Consider the following 19,970-nt stretch of genomic DNA (forward strand, 5'->3'; position numbering starts at 1 on the left):
CCCCGTCGCCACCGACGCCCGATCTGAGCCTCATCGATAGTCCTCCGGTACGGTGCCGGAGCTGTCGCGCTGGGTGGCGGCGAAGTAGCCGCCCCAGTCAGGCCGGGAGCCGTCGGCGTCGGTGAAGCCGTACTCCTTGGCCAGTCGCCAGGTGGACAGCGACTGCCCGCTCCAGCGGCTCACCTGGGGGTCCGTGGCGAGCGCAGTGACGGCTCGGCCCAGGTAGACGGGTGTCTCCGACATCGCGAAGTAGGGGTCCTGGGCGATGCCGTCCCGCCAGGTGCCCTCGGTGACGCCGAAGTGGTCGAGCATCGCCTCCGAGCGCAGGAAGCCGGGAGTGAGCGCGATGGCCGTGACGCCGTACGGCCGCAAATCGCCTGCTTGGGCCTGCGCCATCCGGATCACGCTGGACTTGGCGAGGTCGTAGAAGAAGGCGCCCCGGTAGCCCTGGTCGGCGGTGCCGTCGGTGACCTCCACGACCAGGCCGCGGCGGCGGGCCACGAGCAGCGGCAGCGCGTGCCAGCTGGTGATGATGTGGATGTGCACGGCTTGGCGCTGGAGCAGCAGGCCGTCCTGCAGCGGCTGATCCCAGAGGGGTTTGTCCCAGACGGTCAGCGGGTCGCCGCCCCAGACGTTGTTCACGAGGATGTCGAGCCTGCCGTCCTGTTCCCGGGCGATTCGCGCCACCAGGTCTTCAACCTGGGCCGTGTCAGGTGGTCGGTGGGTACGGCGATGCCCTTGCCGCCGGCCGCGGTGACCAGGTCGGCGGTCTCCTCGATGGTCTCGGGACGGTTCATCGGCGATCTGGCCGCCCTCATGCTGCGGCCGGTGACGTACACGGTCGCGCCGGCCGCGCCGAGCTGGAGGCCGTTCCCCGGCCCCCGCCACGCGTGGCTCCGCTCACCAGGGCGACCTGCCCTGCCAGTGGACTGTCGGTCATGGGTCCTCCTTGTCGCGCCGGTAGGGATCGAGCAGGGTGCTCAGGTCATGACGGAGCGCCTCGGCCAGCGGTCGCGTCCTGGTCATCGCCCAGGTGATCTGGGTGCCGTTGCGGATGGAGTTCACGGTGGCGGCGAGCGCGTCGACGTCGGCGTCCGCCGCCAGGCGTCCGCTCGCCACCGCCGAGCGCAGGTAATGGGCCAGTTCGGCGCGGACCGCCGCGTCGTGCTCGCCGAGGAGCGCGCGGAACTCGTCGTCGGCGAGCTCCAGATGCAGGAACGCCAGGTGGTTGGCGAACTCCTCCGGCTCCACATCACGGCCGACGCTGTGCGCCACCGCACGGATCAGCCCCTCCACCGGGTCGGGGGCGGCGTCGAAGGCAGCCCGCATCGGCCGGATGAACGCCTCCTCCGACAGACCCCACCGGACGAATCCGAGCAGCAGATCCCGCTTGCTGCCGTACCGGCCGACGAGCACGCCGGTCGACACACCGGCTTCCTGAGCGACGTCGGCCAGGGTCAACCGGCTCGGTCCCACCCGTCCGACCACCGAGGCCAGCGCGGCCATGATGCGCTCCTCGCTGATCGTGCGCGGCCGTCGGGATCGGTCCGGCAAACGCACTGCGGGCGTGGTCACCAGCAGAGTCACGGAGATCCCGGCGGCGTAGACCTCCTCGTGCGGCGACTTGTCGGCCGGCAACCGGACGCGAATGGCCGGGTTCGCGCAGCGTGCGGGCGACCGGCTGGACGGGCGGCACAACTCCGCCGCCGGCCCAGGTGCGGACAGCTGCTCTGGGTTTCCTCTCGGGGATCGTTGAAGATCAATGCGTCGCGCATGGCACGTTCGGCGTCCTGGCGCGACAGGCCGAGGTCGCGCCGCCACCCGGCTTCCGCAGGTAGACGTCCAGAGCGGCGCCGCAGTGCAGGTTCGGCGCGCTCGCGGGCGTGTGGTGGCGCCGTCGAGCGGGTGGGGTTCTACTTGGGGCCGCAGATGCCCAGGGCCTTGCCGATCAGCGCTGGGTCCTCGACGGTGTCGAGGAGGGCCATCGCGTAGTCGGCGCGTGAGAGCTGCGTGGCGCCGCCCGTGGCGTTGGCCTCGAAGTCGGTGTGCACGCGCCCGGCGGGCGGTTTGTCGTTCAGCATGGTGGCCCGCGCGATGGTCCAGTCGAGCCCGCTGACCTGCAGCATTCCCTCCGCCCGCGCCAGGTCCACGTACGCCGCGCGCAGGAACAGCCACGCCAGCGTGACCGCGAGACGGGGGCGGGTGGCGACCACCGAGCGGCTGCTCGTCATCACCATCCGCCGCACGCCGGTGTCGCGCATGGCGGTGATGAGGGTGCCGGCGATCTCGCTGCCGCCGACCGCGGAGATGACGGCGTCCTGCCCCTGGATGGCTGAGCGCACGGCGTCCAGGTCGCGCGCGTCGCCCTGGTGCACCCCGGCGAGCCGGCCGCGGTCGGTGAGCAGCTCCGGGCGGCGGGCGTAGGCGGTGATCTCGTGCCCGCGTTCGGCGCCCTGGGTCAGGACGTGCTTGCCGGTACGGCCGGTCGAGCCGATGACCAAGATCTTCACTCTATGGCACCTTTCTATATGGCTAAATGCACTATAGCTGCACGCCTGGACTATAGTGCAAGTTGCATGAACAAGGAGGAACCATGGCGCGACGTCCCGACCTGGTCGGCCTGACCGTGCTGGCCATGCTGTCGGTGCGTCCGGCTCACCCGTACGAGCTGCACCGGTTCATCGTCGACACGCACAAGGACTACGTGACGGGGCTGCCCAGAAGCCTCTACCACGCGGTCGAGAAGCTGGCGGGCGAGGAACTGATCGTGCCCGTGGAGACCAGCAGAGAGGGCCGCCGCCCGGAACGCACGATCTACGAGATCACCGACGAGGGCCGCCAGGAGCTGGCGACCCGGCTCCGCAGGCTCCTGGAGACCCCCGACGCCGAACGCCGGACGTTCACCGCCGCCGTCTCGCTCATGGGCGCCCTGCCCGTGTCCGACGCGTTGCAGGCGCTGCGCACCAGGGCGGCCTCCATCGAGGGCGCACTGGTCGGGCTGAACGCGCACATGAAAGCCCTGCAGGACTCCGGCCTGCCGGACGTCCTGACGGTCGAGCTCGACTACGAGCGCACGCTGAGCGAGGCCGAGCTGGCCTGGATCGGGCGGCTCGTCGCCCGCCTGGAGTCGGGCGAGCTCACCTGGTCGGGCACCGTCAACGAGGGCCTGCTGGCACAAGTGCTCGGCACGTCATGAAAAATGCAGGCGGGCGCGGGCGGCTTTCGCGCGGGAGTGGTGCGCCGTCATCGTGCGGTCCGGGCCGGCTGTCACCTTCGGCACCGCGGCACGGCCGCGACTGGGCCGCCCGGTCGGCCAGGTCGAACCGTCCGGCCCGGCGATCAGGGACGCGGACCCGCCGATGAGGTTCAACAGGCGGTCGTTGTCACGATGGTGCAGGCGGTCGCTGCGCAGATGAGTCGACGCCATCTTTCCATCGCTGTCCATATCGCCGCCCGGTCACGCGTTCGGCTCCAGGTAGCCGGCAGGGCTCTGCTCGAGACCGTGGGCAAACGCGGCAGCGAAAGCGTCTTCACCCAGGGAGGCTCGCACCGCGGAAGTGATCCGGTTGACATCTCCGCGTTCGGAGGGAGGCAGCGGGGCCCCGACTGATTCTCTGGCGGCGGACGCCGCTCCGAGCAGTCGCGCGGCATGGTCGTGGTGTCCGGCGAGGGCATGGGCTCCCGCCAGACCCTCCATGGCGAGCGCGACTGCGCGGGGGTCGCTGGTGGCCCGGGCGGCCGACAGCCCCTTCCGATGCCGGATCAGCGCCGTCTCGGCATCGCCACGCTGTTCGGCGATGAAGCCGAGCTCGGCCAGCATCAGTGCGGTGACAGACGCGAAGCTCGCGTCGCGAACCAGATCGAGCACGGCGTTCAGATGTTTCTCGGCGCCGTCGAGGTCGCCTTCCCGGCGTGCTGTCAGAGCGAGACCAATGTCGGCATTGAGCTCGCCTTTCTTGTCGTTCTGTCTGGCCGCCACCCGTTTGGACTGTTGATGGAGCTGTCGTGCCTGCCTGAAGTCGCCGGCCAGCAGCGCTATCCGGCCAAGGCCCATGAGCTGGTCGGCGACCTCGGGCCAGAACCGGAGCTCCTCGGCCATGCGCAGCCCGTCGCGGTGGAGTTGGGCGGCCTGCGCGTAATCACCGTTGATCGCGGCCAGTGCGGTGAGGGGACGTATGATCTGGAGCTGCCCCCAGCGGTCGCCCAGTTCGCGGAACAGCTCCAAGCTCTCCTCGCCGCAGTGTTCGAGCGCCTGAAGGTCGCCCTTGTTCATGGCATGTCTTGCCGCGGTGCTCAAGGCCGCGGCGATTCCCCAACGATCAGAGACCTGACGGAAGGTCGCCAGCGCTCGGCTCACGTACTCCTCGCTGGTGGGCAGGTCCCGAATGCCGCTGTACAGGGCGTAGCCGAAGAACCACTGGACTCGTGCGCGTTCGCGCGGATCCTCGATGTCCTGGAACGCCTGCATGGCCGTCGGGCTGCGCATCCGGTGATCGCGAGGGGTGCCTGTCAGCAGGCGGACTCCGGCGTGCCATCCCCTGGCTGTGGCGCGCACCGCGGCGGGCACGTCACCGGAGGCGGCCAGTGCCCGGTCGAAGGAGTCACACGCTTCGCCGAGGCGGCCGCGTAGGAACCAGTACCAGACCAGAGCGAGGGTGAGGTCGAGCGCGCCGGTGGCGTCATTGTGGTGCACCATGCCCTCCAGCGCACTGCGCAGGTTGGCGCTCTCCCGGTCCAGACGATCAAGCCATCGACGCTGACCGTCTCCGTGCAGGTTCGGCTCGGCCTCTTGGGCCAGCCTGAGGTAGTAGCGGTGGAAGCGCCGCCGGATCTGCTCCAGCTCGCCGGCTTCATGGAGGCGCTGCAGGCCGTAGTGGGCGACCGTCTCCAGCAGCCGATAGCGGGGGCCGCCGGAGTCGTCGGTCACGATGACCAGGGAGCGATCGACGAGGCGGGCCAGCACCTCCCAAACGTCCTCGGCCATCATCCCGACGCTGGTCACGTCTCCGGCTTCATCATCCGCCGCACCGTCGGAGCACACCGCTTCGGCGGCCGGCAGGGTGCAGCCGCCGGGGTGTACGGCGAGTCTGCGCAGCACCACGCGTTCGGGTGCGGACAGCAGGTCCCAGCTCCAGTCGATGACGGCGCGCAGGGTCTGATGGCGGGCGGGGGCATCCCGGCAGCCCGCAGCCAAGATCGCGAAACGGTGATCGAGGCGGGCCACCAGCTCGTGGACCCCCATGGCTCGTACGCGGGTGGCCGCCAGCTCCAGGGCGAGTGGGATGCCGTCCAACCGGCGGCACAGCTCCGCGACCTGCCTGACGTTGGTGGCGTCGAGCTGGAAGTGCGGCATGCCCGCGGCGGCCCGCTCGACGAACAACCGCACGGCGCCGGCCTGCGCCACCTTCGCCACGTCCGCGCCCGCGGACGGGTCGGGAAGCGTCAGCGCCGGCACAGGCCAGACGACCTCGCCGGACAGCGCCAGAGGCTCTCTGCTGGTGGCCAGGATCCGGAGCTCCGGAGCCGTCCTCAGCAGCATCTCCGCCAGCTTGGCCGCCGCCTCGACGACGTGTTCGCAGTTGTCCATGACCAGCAGCAGACGCTGGTCGGCCAGCACCTCGGCGAGGAGCTCGCCGGCCGGCAGGGGCATCGCGCTGGCCAAGGTGTCGTCACGGATGCCCAGCACTGCCGCGACCCTGAGCGCCACCTCCTCCATGCCCAGTGCCGAAGTTCTCTCCGGCGTCGATCCTTCCTGCGGTGCCGGCGTTCGCCCCAGCTCCGGGCGGCCGTACTCGCCGAGTTCCACGAGCCAGACGCCGTCCGGATAGTCGGCGGTCATACGGCCCGCGGTCTCGATCGCGAGCCGGGTCTTGCCGACCCCGCCGGGGCCGGTCAGCGTCACCATGCGCCCCGCCTTCAGCGAGGAGCACACCTCCTCCACCGCCTCGTCCCGGCCGACCAGATCGGTCAGCGCAGCCGGCAGGTTGGTACGCGGACGGTTCAGGGGGACGGGTGAGGCCGCCGGGGCCGGCGCGGTCAGGGCCGGATCCTGCCGCAGGATCGCCTGGTGCAGGGCGGCCAGTTCGGGGCTCGGATCCAGCCCCAGCTCCTCGGCCAGCCGGTTTCGCAGCTCGGCGTAGCAGGCCAGCGCGTCGCTCTGCCGTCCGGCCTGATACAGCGCGCGCATCTGCGCCGCCCGCAACCGCTCGCGCAGCGGATATCGTCCGACCAGGTCCTCCAGCTCGCCCACCAGCAGGTCATGCTCGCCCAGCTCCAGGCGAGCCTCGGCGCGCGCCTCCATCGCCGCCAGGTGCTGTTCGCTCAGCCGGCGCGTCATCGGCAGCGCGAACGGTTCCTCGGCGAAATCAGCGAAGGGCGGGCCCCGCCACAACCCCAGCGCCTCCTCCAGCACCTTCAGGCGCGCCTGCGCATCCGGGCATTCCCTGGCTCGGGCGAGCAGCGCGGCGAACCGGTCGGCATCCACCGCGTCGTGCTCGAGCCGCAGCAGATAGCCGTGCGCGGACGAGACCACCAGCCCGCCTCCGCCGCTCTCGGCCTGGGCCAGGGCATGCCGTAGCCGGGACACCTTCACCTGCAGCGCGCCGGTGGGGTTGGCGGGCAGGTCATCTCCCCAAAGGTCATCGATCAGCCGGTCCGCCGACACCGGCTGCCCCTGGTGGACCAGCAGATCGGCCAGCAACGCGCGCACTTTGGTCTCCGGCACAGGCACCGGCCGGCCTTCGGCCGTCCACACCCGTACCTCCCCCAGCACCCCGAAGCGCATAACCACAGGTTAACGCCGTGTCCGTAAAGGAACGGATCCCAGTCGCCGAGGGCTGGGAAGGCCGAACTCTCTCCTCGGCGCGGCCGGTCTCGATCGACACACGGCAGACGATCGCGGACGGCGCGCAGGTCGACGGGCGGGGGTGAGGTGGATTCTCAAGTCGACCGCGTATCCGTCATCCGTCGAGTCCTCGGCATGCCGCCCCCGACGTGACGCGGCTCCACTCGGCACGGCAGAATGAGCGCATCACCGAACTCGATCTGCGGCTTGATGATCGCAAATCCCTCCCACGAGGGCATCGCCCATGCGCGGGCCCGGAAACATGGCCAGGCCGGGGGCTCCACAGGAACAGGATGAACCACCTATCTCATCACGTCCCAGCCAGCGCACGCGTACGGGCACGTGCCCTGGGCATCGTCGTCGGCGCGTTGCCGACCGGACACCTGAACTCGATCACTGACGTCGAGGGAGTCCTGGTCGGACACAGCACGATCGACAACGGCGCCGATCTCCACACAGGAGTGACGGCCGTCGTCCCCACGCAGCTGACCGCGGCACGGCCGGGCCTGCCGGCCGCCGTCCACACCGGCAACGGACATGGGAAGCTGATCGGCTCGACCCAGATGGACGAGCTCGGCGTCCTGGAGTCCCCCATCGTCCTGACCGCCACTCTGTCGGCGTTCCGGGCGGCCGACGCGCTGCTCACCTACCTCATGGCGCGCCATCCGGACGGACTGTCGTTCAACCCGCTCGTGGGGGAGACCAACGACGGCTTCCTCTCCGACATCCGCCGTCGTCCTGTCACTGAGCGGCATGTCCTCGACGCTCTGGAAGGCGCGTCCGGCGGACTGCCCTTGGAGGGCTGCGTGGGTGCCGGCACCGGGACGACGGCCCTGGGATTCAAGGCCGGGATCGGCACCGCCTCACGAACGCATCTGGTGGACGGCATCCCCGCGACGGTCGGCGTCCTCGTCCAGTCGAATTTCGGTGGCGTCCTCACCGTGCAGGGGACCCCGATGCCGGTCGAGCAGGTCATCGGCGAACAGGACCACGACGAGCCCTCCGGCAACTCCTGCATGATCGTGGTGGCGACCGACGCGCCGCTCGACGCCCGCCGGCTGGGCCGCCTCGCCCGCCGCGCGATCTTCGCGATGGGGCGGGTGGGAGCGTCGTACGCCAGCGGCAGCGGCGACTATGCGATCGCCTTCACCACGGCGCCACCACAGCTTCCGCTCCTGCCCGACGACGCGATCAACCCCATCTTCACCGCCGTCATGGACGCCGTCGAGGAGGCACTGCTCAACTCCCTGCTCATGGCGACGACCACCACCGGCCTGCGCGGCCGCACGCGGCACGCCGTACCGTACGTCGGGCCGCTCCGCCCCACGCTCGGAAGCGGGCGACGAGGCGCCTTCTGATGCGGACGGCTGCTCGGGCGCGACCCATCGGCATGGGGAGGATCATCGGCGATGGCGGGACGGCCTCGCCGTGACCGCCCCGGAACCGGCCGGCATGGCCCCGCGGCTCCGAGACCACCTGGACAAGGTCTCCCAACGGTCAGGCGGTTTCCTCGGCCGGCACCTTGGCGAGCGGCACACCGCGCAGGCTGAGCAGCACCATGGCGACACACCCGCAGGTGAGCGCGATGTCGGCGACGTTACCCACGAACAGACCGTAGTCGATGAAGTCCACGACATGCCCCCGGGCGAAGCCGGGCTCGCGGAAGAGCCGGTCGCCCAGGTGGGACACCGCGCCGCCGAGCAGCGCGCCCAGGACGAGCGCCCAGCCGCGGGAGGCCAGCCGGCGCGCGGTGTAGAGGATGCCGGCCACCGCGACCGCCGCCACCAGGGCGAACACCCAGGTCACGCCGGTGCCGATGGAGAACGCGCTGCCGGGGTTGTACAGCAGCCGGAAGTGGATCAGAGGGGGGATCACGGCGACGCGCTCGCCGCCGGACAGCGCGGAGACCGCCCAGAACTTGGTGACCTGGTCCAGGAGCAGGACCACCGCGGCCAGCATGAGCATCATGCCGTACAGCCGACCTGAACCCCGCTCCAACCGCATCATCGATGGCCTCCTGCTGTAGCGATATCCGACCGAAAGGTTGCTTGGAGACTATCGGGGCTTCTCCTCAGGCCGAGCCGGCGCCGCACGACCCTTCGGGCTCGCGCTCTACTGCCAGGTCGCGGTGTCGGGGTCGATGCCGTGGGCTCGCGCGCTGGCGTCGATGATGCGGCGGAACCAGGAGGCGAGGTTGGCGCGGATGCCGTCGTAGTGGGTGGCGAACGCCGGGTCGGCCTCGAACATGCGGCCGAGACAGACCTGCATCTCCCTGGTGAGGGGGAAGTACGCAGCGAAGACTTCGCGGTGCCGCTCGGCGAGCCGATTCGCTTCCGGGCTGCCGGGTGCGACGGCGGCGTCCATCGCATCTCCGAGGGCGCGGTCGAGGTCGGCGACGGCGTCGGCGATGGCCTGCCACTCCTCCGGGCTGCGGGAGGCCGAGCGCTCGGCGAACTGCACCCATTGCGTGGTGTTCCCGTAGAGCTGACGGGCTTGGGCGGGCCAGTCCGGATTCCACCGAGGGCCGAAGATCGCGGTCTGCTGCTCGATGCTCAGCAGCAGGCCGCGCTCGTGGGCGTCGATCATCCGGTCCAGCCCGGCGCCGAGCCGCTGGAGGCGGTCGATCCGCTCCGCGACCTGGGTGCGCTGCGCGCGCAACGCGCCGAGCACGTCGGCGGTCGAGTCGTCCAGGACGGCCCGGATCCTGTCCAGGCCGAAACCGATCTCACGGTAGACGACGATGCGGTGGAGGCGTTCCAGGTCATCGGCGGTGTAGAGCCGGTATCCGCCGGCCGTACGCAGGGACGGCCGCGCCAGACCGATCTCATCCCAGTGGTGCAGCGCGCGGACCGTCACTCCCAGACGCGTCGAGACCTGACCGACGGTCAGGCCATCGGCGTCAGTGGCATCAGGCATGCTCCCCATTGTCGCCCGCGGCTGAACAGGTCGAGGAACCCGGGCCCACGAGCTCCAGAAGTCCACCGGCGCCGCCAGGTGGCTCGTGGAGAACAATGCGACCAGTGAAAGTCTTGGTATATCCGACGAAAGGTTCTTCCGTGGTTTTCACGCCGTCCTGGGAGTCGCTCGAGGCCCGCGAGATGCCGGAATGGTTCACCCGGGCGAAGTTCGGGCTGTGGGCGCATTGGGGCCCGCAGTGCCAGCCAGGCCATGGTGACTGGTACGCCCGGTCGATGTACCTGCCCGGCACCGAGGACGCCCGCTTCCACCGGGAGCGGTACGGGCATCCGTCCCGGTTCGGGTTCAAGGACGTGATCAACGAGTGGAAGGCGTCGCGCTGGGACCCGGAGGAACTGGTCGCGCTGTACGCGAGGACGGGTGCCCGGTACTTCGTGGCGATGGCCAACCACCACGACAACGTGGACTTGTGGGACAGCACGCACCACGCGTGGAACTCGGTCCGGGTGGGGCCGCGCCGCGACATCGTCGGCGAGTGGGCGGCGGCCGCGCGGTCGCATGGCCTGCGGTTCGGGGTGAGCGTGCACGCCGCGCATGCCTGGTCCTGGTACGAGCCGAGCCAGGGCGCCGATCCGGACGGGCCGATGGCGGGGGTGCCGTACGACGGGCGGCTGAGCGCGGCCGACGGGGCGGGCACCTGGTGGGAGGGCCTGGACCCGCAGCAGCTGTACGCGCAGAACCACCCGCCGGCGCCGAACGTCGCCGACCCGAAGGTCATCCACCGCGCCTGGGACTGGCCGGATCCGGAGCACTGGCCGGATGCGGCGTACCAGGCGGCGTTCAAGGCCAGGACGTTGCAGCTCGCGGAGGCGTACCGGCCGGATCTGGTCTACTTCGACGACACCGTGCTGCCGCTGCACCAGTGCGGCCCGGTCGGGCTGGAGATCGCGGCCGCCCTGTACACCCTGTCCGAGGACATGATCGTGTGCGGCAAGGTCCTGGACGAGCGGCAGCGGCGCGCCCTGACCTGGGACGTCGAGCGCGGCGTCAGCGATCGCATCGAGCCGGAGCCGTGGCAGACCTGCACCTGTCTGGGGGAGTGGCACTACGACGAGCGCGTCTTCGCCGAGCACCGCTACAAGCCGGCCGCCGAGGTGGTCGGCATGCTGGTCGACGTGGTGAGCAAGAACGGCAACCTGCTGCTCAGCGTCCCGGTCAGCGGCGAGGGCGAGATCGACGAGGACGAGCGGGCGATCCTCGCCGGCATCGGGCGATGGCTGGCGGTCAACGGGGAGGCGGTGTTCGACACCGTTCCGTGGAAGGTCTTCGGCGAGGGGCCGTCGGCGGAGCACCCGCCCGCGCTCAAGGCGCAGGGCTTCAACGAGGGCAGCACGATGACCAGCGCCGACATTCGCTACACCGCCACCCCCGTCGGCACCGGCTCGTCGTTGTACGCCACCGTGCTCGGCGTGCCCGAGGGACCGGTGGCCCTGCGGCGGCTCGGACGGCAGACCGGGCTGCTCGACCGCGAGATCACCGGCGTGCATGCCCTGGGCGAGGGGCCCGTGAGCTGGCGGCAGGAGGAGGGGGCGCTCGTCATCGAGTCGGCGGCGCAGGTCCACCGCATCGAGCTCGGCCTTCGGGAGCGGTGACGGATCGGTCACCACGACCTGCGATGACGCGCACGAGGTCCCCCCGCGGGCGGTTCGGCGGTCATACTGCACGCGCTCCGACTTGCGCCAGAAGAGGAAGGCCACAGCCGCGCGGCGACTCAGCGTGCCGGGCGTGATCCCGCCGCCGGCCCAGGGACACCTGCGGCTCGGCGACCCGCCCCACCAGCCCGACGCGATCACCGTGAACGCGCGCCATCTGACCCGCGCCGGCGAGCCGTGGTTCCCGGTGATGGGGGAGTTCCACTACGGCCGCTACCCCGCCGACGAGTGGCACGAGGAACTGCTCAAGGTCCGCGCCGGGGGCGTGACGGTCGTCGTAACATACGTGTTCCGGAACCTGCACGAGGAGCGCCGCGGCGCCTTCGACTGGAGCGGCGACCGCGACCTGCGGCGATTCGTGATGACCTGCGCCGAGCTCGGGCTGGACGTGGTCGTGCGGATCGGCCCCTGGGGGCACGGGGAGTCCCGCAACGGCGGCTTGGGTGCGACGTGGACTGCGTCCCGCGGACGGGGGACGTGGGCCGCGCCCTCATCGGCGGTCGCCTGGTGGCCGACCAGTTCTGGTACGGCCCCGTCTGGGAGATCGGCCTGCGCAGGTTCCGCAAGGACGTCCTGGAGCACGTCCGGGAGCTGCGGCTGCTGCCGCTGCGCGAGGACGTCCCCGTCTTCGTCCCCCCTCACGTACGCCCGGCGGCGCCTCAAGGAGGCAGCGTGCTGGAGCCGCGCTCGGCCACGCTGGTCCCGGTGCCTCGCACGGTCGTCCCCGGCGTCGGACGATGATGGCACGGCGGGAGGAACCGGCGCCCTTCCCGCCGTCGCCATCAGCCGAACCGCACCGTCACGTCCAAACCGCCCCGGGGGCGTGGGTGAGCCGTCAACTGCGCGCCATGTGCTTCGGCGACGGACTGCACGATGGCCAGGCCCAGTCCGTGGCCGTCGGTGGTCTGGGTTCGCTGGGCGCCGAGTCGCTGGAACGGCTGGAAAAGCCGTCGTAGGTCCTGCGATCGGATAGTCGGGCCGGTGTTGCCGACCGTAAGGTGGGCGCGACCATCCGTGAGTTCCGTGGCGATGGTGACGTGTCCGTCGGGAACGTTGTGGTGGAGCGCGTTGTCGACCAGGTTGCCGATCATGCTGGCGATCAGGTCGGGATCGCCGCTGATCGGTGCCGGGCCCAGCGATGCCTGGACCGTGATGGTGCGCCGGGTGGCCTCCGCACGGCGCGAAAGCATCACCCCCTTGGCGACATCGGCCAGGTCGACCACTTCCCGGTGCTCGATGCCCTTCTGTCCTTCCGCCAGCGTGAGCAGGGCGTCGATCAGACGTTCCTGCCGTTCCCCGAGACCGAGTGCTTCCTCGCAGGCGGCTCGCAGGCCGGCCTCGCTCGCCTCGGGGTCGGCGAGCGCGACCTGGAGTACGGCGCGCTGACCGGCCAGCGGGGTGCGCAGCTCATGCGAGGCGTTGGCGACGAAGTGGCGCTGCGCCGCGAACGAGGAATCCAGCCGCTGGAACAGGTCGTCGAGGGTGCGCCCCAGCCTGGTCAGCTCGTCGTCCGGGCCGCGCAGGCCGAGCCGTCGGTTGAGGTTGGTGGCTGAGATTTCCTGGGCGGTCGCGGTCATGGCGCGCAGCGGGCGGAGGAAGCGCCCGGCCAGCCACCACGCGGTCAGCACGGTGAGGACCACGACGATGACCGCGGTGATCGCGAGCGCGGTATCGACCTGCTGGGCGGCCGCATCGGGCGGTGGGACGGCATCCCCGGCCCGGACGCGTACCTGGTCTCTGCCGACGAGGAAGCCGGCGAACAGCAGCACCGGGACGACGACGGCCAGAGCCAGGCCGGCGTAGAGCGTCGTGAGCTGCGCGCGCAGGGACGGCCGGCGCAGGTGGTGCCGGGCGCGGCCGGTCACTGTCGGGTCCGGTGCGGGATTCATCGCGGAACTCCGATCCGGTAGCCGCCCTCACGGACGGTCCCGATCACGGGCGGTTCGCCGAGCTTGGCCCGTAACCTGCGCACCGTCGTCTTGACAGCCGTGGTGAACGGGTCGGCGGCCTCGTCCCAGACCCGTTCCAGCAACTCTTCCGTGGACACGACCCGGTCACCGGCAGCGAGCAGGCATTCCAGCAGGGCGAACTCCTTCGGGGTGAGCTCCAGGCGCCGTTCCCCACGAAAGGCCACCCGCCGGCTCGGGTCCAGGGTCAGATCCTCCGCCTGGAGGATCGGAGGCACGGCGGGCGCCGAGCGGCGCCCCAGCGCGCGCACGCGGGCCACCAGCTCGGTGAAGTCGAACGGTTTGGGCAGGTAGTCGTCGGCGCCCAGACCCAGGCCCTCGACCCGGTCTCGCACGGTGCCCGCGGCAGTGAGCATCAGCACCCGCGACCCGGCGCCGCCGGCGGCGATGTCCCGGCACACGTCGTCGCCGGGTGTGCCGGGCAGGTCGCGGTCCAGCACCACCACGTCGTATCGGGTGCGGGCCAGGTGGGCCAGAGCATCGTCGCCGTCGAGAACGACATCGACCGCCATGCCCTCGCGGCGCAACCCGGTCCCGATGGTCCTCGCCAGAACCTCGAAGTCTTCGACGACCAGAACCCGCACGACCATCCTCCCTCTCACCCGGTGGTGGCGCCGTCCCGTCCACCGTGTCCGGTGGGCGCGACCGCACTGCTCACGATGCCAGGAATCCGGTGTCGGCCGGGTGTCAGCGGCTGACACCAGGCCGACACCGGCCGTGCCGTACAACCATCCCCGGACAGGCGTCCATGAGAGGCACGCCCCGTGAGCTCGGGGTCTGTCGCACGAGCGACATTCCCCTTCAGAAAGGACCAGACGTGATGAGAGATCCACGGTTGACGCGGCGGAGGTTCCTCGCCGTCACCGGTGCCGGTACGGCGGCCGGCGGGCTGCTGACGACCAGCTCGTCGGGCAGGTCGGCGGGCAGCTCGGCGGGCAGGGCCGACGTGGTCACGCGGGGGCTCACGCAGGCGGTGCTCGCGGCGTTCGAGCACCATCGGCTCGTGGCGCTCGGTGAGTCACACGGCCGGCAGGAACACGGTGACGCGCAGCAGATGCTCCTTGCGGACCCGCGGTTGCCGCACGTGGTCGACGACATCGTCGTCGAGTTCGGCAACGCGATGTACCAGCCGATCGTTGACCGGTTCGTCGCCGGCGGGGCCGTCGACGACCAGGTGTTGCGGCAGGTCTGGCGGAACACCACGCAGTCGCCCCTGGCCACCGGGGACCAGCCGATCCGTGAACAGTTCTTCCGGACGGTCCGCGCCGTCAACTGGACGCTGCCGGCGGAGCGAAGGATCCGGGTGCTGCTCGGGGACCCGCCGATCGACTGGTCCCGCATCACCACGCAGGGGCAGGTGGATGCCTTTCTCGCCCAACGCGACACCCACATGGCGTCGGTGGTGGAACGGGAAGTGCTCGCCAGGAAACGCCGGGCGCTGATCTTCTACGGCAGCGGGCACGTGATGCACTCGCCGGAGCCAGGACAGAACGCCGACCACGCGGTCCCGCTGATCGAGGAACAGACCGGCAGGCACGTCTACGTGATCGTGGCCGGCAGCCATCCCCGCCTGGCGACCTGTCCACGGCGCACCGTGATCCCGTGCTCGGGCAGCTGGCTTGAATCGACCGACGCGGGAAGGTTCATGGACGCGCCGCGGCTGTGCGGCTTCCCCTTGGGAAAGCTGGCCGACGCCGTGCTGTACCTCGGGCAACTGACGGACCTGACGCAGCCGCTGTGGAACCCCGCGATCTTCCTCGACCCGGTGTACTGGGCGGAACTCCAGAGGCGTAACGCGATCAACGGGAACCTCATCGACCTGGAACAGTATCGGCAGCAGCAGCCGGTCACTCTGCCCGCGCCACCGCCCGTGAGCTGCGTCGCGAACCGCGGTCACTGACGGGGAGAAGCACGGATCCACCCCGGCACGCAGGCCGGGAAGGCTTCTGAGCGCCTCATCGCCGAGATTAGTTTCTGCTTCACCATCGAAACTTAAGACGAGAGGGCGTCACGCGGCGGGCGGCGCGGTGCTGCGGCGGACGACGAGGTCGGTGGCGAGCTCCACGCGGTTCTGCGGCAGCGGATCGCCCTGGGCCAGGGCGATCACCATGCGGGTGGCGGCCCTGGCCATCTCCGTGAGCGGCTGGCGGATCGTGGTCAGCGGCGGGATCGCCCGTCCCGCCTCGGGCAGGTCGTCGAAGCCGACCACGCTCAGGTCGGCCGGGATGCGCAGCCCCAGCTCGTCGGCGGCCTGGTAGACGCCCACGGCCTGGTCGTCGTTGCAGGCGAAGATCGCGGTCGGCCGGTCGGGCAGGCGCAGCAGGTCGAGGGCGTGCGCCAGCCCGTCCTCGACGTTGAAGTCGCCCTCGCGGACGAGTTCCGGGTCGACGGGCACGCCGGCGGCGTCCATGGCGGCGCGGTGGCCGTCGAGGCGCGCCCGGCTGGACAGCATGCGGGCGGGGCCGGTGATGACGGCGATGCGCCGGTGGCCCAGCGACAGCAGGTGCCGGGTCGCCGACAGCCCGCCGTTCCAGTTGCCCGCGCCCACCGACGGCACCCGGTGCCCGGGGTCGCCGGTGGGATCGACGACCACGAGGGGGATGTCGCGCGTCTCCAGCTGGACGCGCTGGCTGTCGGTCAGGCCGGAGAACACGGTGATGACGCCGGTGGAGCGGCGGGCCAGGACGTCCTCGATCCAGCCGCGGCCGGGGGTGTGGCGCCCCTGCAGCTCCGACAGCACCACGGCCAGGCGGTGCTCGCGCGCGACCTGCGCGACCCCGTTGATGATCTGCAGCGCGTACGCGCCCAGGAGCTCGTGGAAGACCAGCTCCAGCAGCGGCGCGGGGGCCAGGCGCCGCTTCCGCCGCCGGTAGCCGTGCTCGCGGATGAGGTTCTCCACCAGCGCGCGCGTGTCGGGCGCGACCTCGGACCGGCCGTTGACCACTTTGGAGACCGTCGCGGTGGACACCCCCGCCAGGTCGGCCAGCTGCGCGATCGTCAGGGATCGGGAGGCTGCGGGCGGCGGGGCGGGCTCCTCGATTTGGGTCATGAAGGCAGTCTAACGCCGAAATATTCGGATATCGGGCTAAATGTTTCTCCTGGAGAACGCCGGAATCCTTGACGTGCTTCACGACATTTGCCTAGAGTCCACGGTTAACGATCGGCACTTCGCAAGAAACTTTCGGAGTCGGTTTCCGCGACTCCCCACCGCACCGGTCCGGCACCCGCCTCGAACCCACCCGCGACGCAACCGAACCCCCCCGGCAGAACGGCAAGTGAGAGAGATCAACGTGAAGTTCCGCAACGCATCAGTGGTCGCACTCGCCGCGGCCGCGGCGCTCACCATGACAGCCTGCTCCGGCACGTCGGACGGGACGTCCGCGGGCGGCGCCGAGAGCAAGTCGTTCGAGTTCTGGTCGTTCACCGGCATCGACCAGAAGGCGACCGTCGACGACTACAAGAAGAAGAAGCCGGACGTGACGGTGAAGCTGACCGAGGTGGGCAGCTCGGTGGAGACGGCGCAGGCGCTCACCACGGCCCTGGCCGGGGGCAAGGTGCCGGATCTCGTGCTCATCCAGGGCGACGACATGCCCAAGTTCGTCCAGCAGCCGCAGAACTTCGTCGACCTGCGCAGTCTCGGCGCCGACACGATGAAGGGCGACTACCTGGACTGGGTGATGAGCCAGTCCACCGCCAAGGACGGCTCGATCATCGGCATCCCGACCGACGTGGGCGGCATGGCGGTCGCGTACCGCACCGACCTGTTCGAGGCCGCCGGGCTGCCCACCGACCGGGACAAGGTGAGCGAGCTCTGGCCCACCTGGGACGCCTTCATCGAGACCGGCAAGAAGTACACCGCCAAGACCGGCAAGGCGTTCACCGACAACGCGGCGACGAGCGTCTTCTTCCAGGCCGTCAACCAGGTCTCCGAGAAGTACTACGACCCCTCCGGCAACCCGGTGTACGCGACGAACCCGCAGGTCAGGACGGCGTTCGACTACGGCATCAAGGCCGCCCAGGCCGGCATCACGGCCAAGCAGAGCTCGTTCACCGACGGCTGGAGCGCCGCCATGAAGAAGGGCGACTTCGCGGTCGTGGCGGCACCGTCCTGGATGCTCGGCTCCATCCGCAGCAACGCGCCCGACACCAAGGGCAAGTGGGACCTCGCCACCATCCCAGGAGGATCCGGAAACTGGGGCGGCAGCTACCTGGCGATCCCGAAGAACGCCCAGAACCCGAAGGCCGCGTGGGACTACATCAGCACCATGCAGTCACCGGCGGGACAGCTGGAGCACTTCCTCGACTCCGGCTCGCTGCCCACGACGCCCTCCGTGTACAAGGACCAGAAGCTGACGTCGCTGAAGGATCCCTTCTTCTCCGACGCCCCCATCGGGACGATCTACACCGACTCCCTGCTCGGGCTCAAGCCGTTCCTCATCGGGCCGGACAGCTCCGCCATCGGCCAGGAGTTCCTGAACGCCATCACCAACGTCGAACAGGGCAAGGGCGACCCGGCGAAGGCGTTCGACACCGCGGTGACCAACATCAAGACCGCCATAGGCGGCTAGCAGGCCGGATGGACCACGAGCGCCGCCGGCCCCGGGCCGTCACCGAGGCTCGGCGGCGAGGAAGCCACGAACCGTGACAACTATCAGTCCCGCTCGATCGAGCCTGCCCGCCCCGTCCCGCGCCGGCTCCCCGCGCCTCGGCCTGCGCGAGCGGCTCGCCCCGTACGCCTACATCGCGCCCTTCTTCCTGATCTTCGCGGTGTTCGGCCTCGTCCCGCTGCTGTTCACCTTCTACGTGGCGCTGTTCGACTGGAACCCGATCGGCGACCACGTGTTCATCGGGTTCGACAACTTCACCCGGCTGTTCGCCGACGGCCGGTTCTGGAACGCGGTCCGCAACACCATCAGCATCTGGCTGCTGTCCACCGTCCCGCAGTTGCTGGTCGCGCTGGTGCTGGCGCATCTACTCAACCACGCGCGGCTGCGCCTGGCGGTGTTCTTCCGCATGTCGATGCTGGTGCCGTACATCACCTCGGTGGCGGCGACGGCGATCGTCTTCGCCCAGATGTTCGACCGCGACTACGGCCTGCTCAACTGGCTGCTCGGCCTGGTGGGCATCGGCCCGATCGACTTCATCCAGTCGATGTGGGGCAGCCACGCCCTGATCGCGGTGATGGTGGTGTGGCGCTGGTTCGGCTACACCACCCTGCTCTACCTCGCCTCCCTTCAGGCCGTCCCCCGCGCGATCTACGAGGCGGCCTCCGTCGACGGCGCCGGGAGCTGGAAACAGTTCCTGCACATCTCCATCCCCTCGCTGCGGCCGGTCATCGTGTTCACGATCGTGACCTCCACGATCGGCGGGCTGCAGATCTTCACCGAGCCACTGCTCATCTCCCGGGCGACGCCGCTCACCTGCGGCGCGGTCCGCCAGTGCCAGACCCTGACGCTGTTCCTCTTCGAGCAGGGCTTCGGGCAGTTCAGATTCGGCTACGGCGCGGCGATCGGGGTGGCGCTGTTCGTGCTGGTCGTCGCGGTGGCGACGCTCAACTACCTGCTGTCCACGAAGATCCGCGCGGAGAAGAAGCCATGACCGACGCCGGCCCGCACACGACGACACACCCCGAGCAGCCGGTACGGCGGGCGCGGACGACGCGACGCTCCGGCGAGCGCGTCCGGTGGTGGACCTACGCCCTGCTGCTCCTGGCCGTGGGCGCCTGCCTGTTCCCGCTGTACTGGATGTTCATCGTCGCGACGACCGACACCGCGACGGCGACCCAGCTGCCCCCGGAGATCCTGCCGGGCGGGAACTTCTTCCACCTCGCCGGCCTGGTCTTCTCGACCGTGCCGTTCCTGCGTTCCATCCTCAACAGCCTGATCGTCGCGGGGGCGATCGGCGTGGGGCAGGCGGTGCTGTGCTCGATGGCCGGCTTCGCGTTCGCCAAGCTGACCTTCCGCGGGCGCAACGTGCTGTTCCTGGTCGTCGTCCTCACCATGACCGTGCCGACCCAGCTGTCGGTCATCCCGCAGTACATGATCGTCTCATCGCTCGGCTGGGTCGACACGCTCCAGGCGCTGATCGTGCCGGGCCTGGCCAACGCGTTCGGGATCTTCTGGATGCGCCAGCACCTGTCCTCGTCCCTGAGCGACGAGATCATGCAGGCGGCCCGCATCGACGGGGCCACCACCTGGCAGATCTTCTGGCGCATCGCCTTCCCCCTGGTGCGCCCCGGCGCGTTCGTCCTCGGCCTGCTCGGCTTCGTCACCGCGTGGAACGACTTCCTGTGGCCGTTCATCGTGCTCAAGTCGCCCGAGATGTACACCGCCCAGATCGCGATCAAGGCCCTGCAGAACAGCTTCAGCATCGACCTCGGCCTCGCCATGTCCGGCTCGTTCCTCGCCACCCTCCCGCTGCTGGCGCTGTTCGTCTTCGTCGGACGGCGCATGGTGGCCGGGATCATGGACGGCGCGTTCAAGGGCTGAGCCCGCACAACACCACCTCTGAAGGACGTCATGACCCTCGTAG

At 70.1% G+C, this 19,970-nt stretch carries 18 protein-coding genes and 1 pseudogene; 9 read left to right on the forward strand and 10 right to left on the reverse strand.

The features are described 5' to 3' along the window. Positions 1-30: 30 nt before the first annotated feature. From FH608_RS44285 to FH608_RS44295, 3 genes are all read right to left on the reverse strand, one after another. Positions 31-687 (reverse strand): SDR family NAD(P)-dependent oxidoreductase, encoded by a 657-nt coding sequence (locus FH608_RS44285; protein ID WP_317135617.1) that lies wholly within the window; start codon positions 685-687, stop codon positions 31-33. Between the two features lie 249 nt (positions 688-936). After that, the gene (locus FH608_RS44290; protein WP_139637048.1) at positions 937-1,638 is read right to left on the reverse strand and encodes a TetR/AcrR family transcriptional regulator; all 702 of its coding nucleotides are present in this window, start codon (positions 1,636-1,638) and stop codon (positions 937-939) included. 275 nt (positions 1,639-1,913) lie between these two features. Continuing rightward, positions 1,914-2,510, reverse strand: coding sequence for an NAD(P)-dependent oxidoreductase (locus FH608_RS44295; protein WP_193318968.1), 597 nt, complete (start codon positions 2,508-2,510; stop codon positions 1,914-1,916). 83 nt (positions 2,511-2,593) lie between these two features. Between FH608_RS44295 and FH608_RS44300 the strand changes: the two genes are divergently transcribed. Further along, a complete protein-coding gene (locus tag FH608_RS44300) occupies positions 2,594-3,196 on the forward strand; it encodes a PadR family transcriptional regulator (RefSeq protein ID WP_139637050.1) in 603 nt (200 codons plus the stop codon). Here FH608_RS44300 and FH608_RS44305 read toward each other — a convergent pair. Both FH608_RS44305 and FH608_RS44310 read right to left on the reverse strand, forming a co-directional pair. Continuing rightward, positions 3,191-3,445, reverse strand: a complete 255-nt coding sequence (locus FH608_RS44305) for a hypothetical protein (protein WP_139637051.1) — start codon at positions 3,443-3,445, stop codon at positions 3,191-3,193. The two genes, FH608_RS44300 and FH608_RS44305, sit on opposite strands and share 6 nt — an antisense overlap. Before the next feature lie 12 nt (positions 3,446-3,457). Then, positions 3,458-6,784: a BTAD domain-containing putative transcriptional regulator gene (locus tag FH608_RS44310; RefSeq protein WP_139637052.1), complete on the reverse strand. Its 3,327-nt coding sequence runs from the start codon at positions 6,782-6,784 to the stop codon at positions 3,458-3,460. A gap of 428 nt (positions 6,785-7,212) precedes the next feature. Between FH608_RS44310 and FH608_RS44315 the strand changes: the two genes are divergently transcribed. Beyond that, positions 7,213-8,202: a P1 family peptidase gene (locus FH608_RS44315; RefSeq protein ID WP_226900455.1), complete on the forward strand. Its 990-nt coding sequence runs from the start codon at positions 7,213-7,215 to the stop codon at positions 8,200-8,202. A 139-nt stretch (positions 8,203-8,341) separates the two neighbouring features. Here FH608_RS44315 and FH608_RS44320 read toward each other — a convergent pair whose 3' ends face one another. Together FH608_RS44320 and FH608_RS44325 are read right to left on the reverse strand one after the other, a co-directional pair. Next, a complete protein-coding gene (locus FH608_RS44320) occupies positions 8,342-8,851 on the reverse strand; it encodes a signal peptidase II (RefSeq protein WP_139637054.1) in 510 nt (169 codons plus the stop codon). A gap of 105 nt (positions 8,852-8,956) precedes the next feature. Then, positions 8,957-9,760 carry a MerR family transcriptional regulator gene (locus FH608_RS44325; protein ID WP_139637055.1) on the reverse strand — a complete coding sequence of 268 codons (804 nt, stop codon included), beginning with the start codon at positions 9,758-9,760 and terminating at the stop codon, positions 8,957-8,959. Between the two features lie 140 nt (positions 9,761-9,900). On the opposite strand from FH608_RS44325, the gene FH608_RS44330 reads away from it, so the two are divergent. The 3 genes and pseudogenes from FH608_RS44330 to FH608_RS52085 all read left to right on the forward strand — a co-directional run bounded on the left by FH608_RS44330 (position 9,901) and on the right by FH608_RS52085 (position 12,213). Beyond that, positions 9,901-11,412, forward strand: coding sequence for an alpha-L-fucosidase (locus tag FH608_RS44330; protein WP_193318969.1), 1,512 nt, complete (start codon positions 9,901-9,903; stop codon positions 11,410-11,412). 250 nt (positions 11,413-11,662) lie between these two features. Further along, positions 11,663-11,869 (forward strand): annotated as a pseudogene (locus FH608_RS44335) (beta-galactosidase); the annotation flags it as partial. 53 nt (positions 11,870-11,922) lie between these two features. Further along, positions 11,923-12,213, forward strand: a complete 291-nt coding sequence (locus tag FH608_RS52085) for a hypothetical protein (RefSeq protein WP_193318975.1) — start codon at positions 11,923-11,925, stop codon at positions 12,211-12,213. Positions 12,214-12,254: 41 nt separating this feature from the next. On the opposite strand, the gene FH608_RS44340 is transcribed toward FH608_RS52085, so the two are convergent. Both FH608_RS44340 and FH608_RS44345 read right to left on the reverse strand, forming a co-directional pair. Then, entirely contained in the window at positions 12,255-13,337 is a 1,083-nt protein-coding gene (locus FH608_RS44340) for a sensor histidine kinase (RefSeq protein ID WP_226900456.1), read from the reverse strand. 20 nt (positions 13,338-13,357) lie between these two features. Continuing rightward, positions 13,358-14,023: a response regulator transcription factor gene (locus tag FH608_RS44345; protein WP_139637057.1), complete on the reverse strand. Its 666-nt coding sequence runs from the start codon at positions 14,021-14,023 to the stop codon at positions 13,358-13,360. A gap of 236 nt (positions 14,024-14,259) precedes the next feature. Between FH608_RS44345 and FH608_RS44350 the strand changes: the two genes are divergently transcribed. Then, the gene (locus FH608_RS44350) at positions 14,260-15,339 is read left to right on the forward strand and encodes a ChaN family lipoprotein (protein WP_139637058.1); all 1,080 of its coding nucleotides are present in this window, start codon (positions 14,260-14,262) and stop codon (positions 15,337-15,339) included. Between the two features lie 108 nt (positions 15,340-15,447). Here FH608_RS44350 and FH608_RS44355 read toward each other — a convergent pair whose 3' ends face one another. Next, positions 15,448-16,488, reverse strand: coding sequence for a LacI family DNA-binding transcriptional regulator (locus tag FH608_RS44355; RefSeq protein ID WP_139637059.1), 1,041 nt, complete (start codon positions 16,486-16,488; stop codon positions 15,448-15,450). 241 nt (positions 16,489-16,729) lie between these two features. On the opposite strand from FH608_RS44355, the gene FH608_RS44360 reads away from it, so the two are divergent. The 3 genes from FH608_RS44360 (at position 16,730) to FH608_RS44370 (ending at position 19,927) form a co-directional block, all read left to right on the forward strand. Then, positions 16,730-18,007: an ABC transporter substrate-binding protein gene (locus tag FH608_RS44360; RefSeq protein WP_139637060.1), complete on the forward strand. Its 1,278-nt coding sequence runs from the start codon at positions 16,730-16,732 to the stop codon at positions 18,005-18,007. Positions 18,008-18,080: 73 nt separating this feature from the next. After that, entirely contained in the window at positions 18,081-19,037 is a 957-nt protein-coding gene (locus FH608_RS44365) for a carbohydrate ABC transporter permease (protein WP_139637061.1), read from the forward strand. Then, a complete protein-coding gene (locus tag FH608_RS44370) occupies positions 19,034-19,927 on the forward strand; it encodes a carbohydrate ABC transporter permease (RefSeq protein WP_139637062.1) in 894 nt (297 codons plus the stop codon). The genes FH608_RS44365 and FH608_RS44370 overlap by 4 nt, the downstream gene beginning before the upstream one ends. Positions 19,928-19,970: the final 43 nt, after the last annotated feature.

It is taken from the genome of Nonomuraea phyllanthi, from assembly GCF_006334985.2.
Lineage (GTDB): Bacteria > Actinomycetota > Actinomycetes > Streptosporangiales > Streptosporangiaceae > Nonomuraea > Nonomuraea phyllanthi.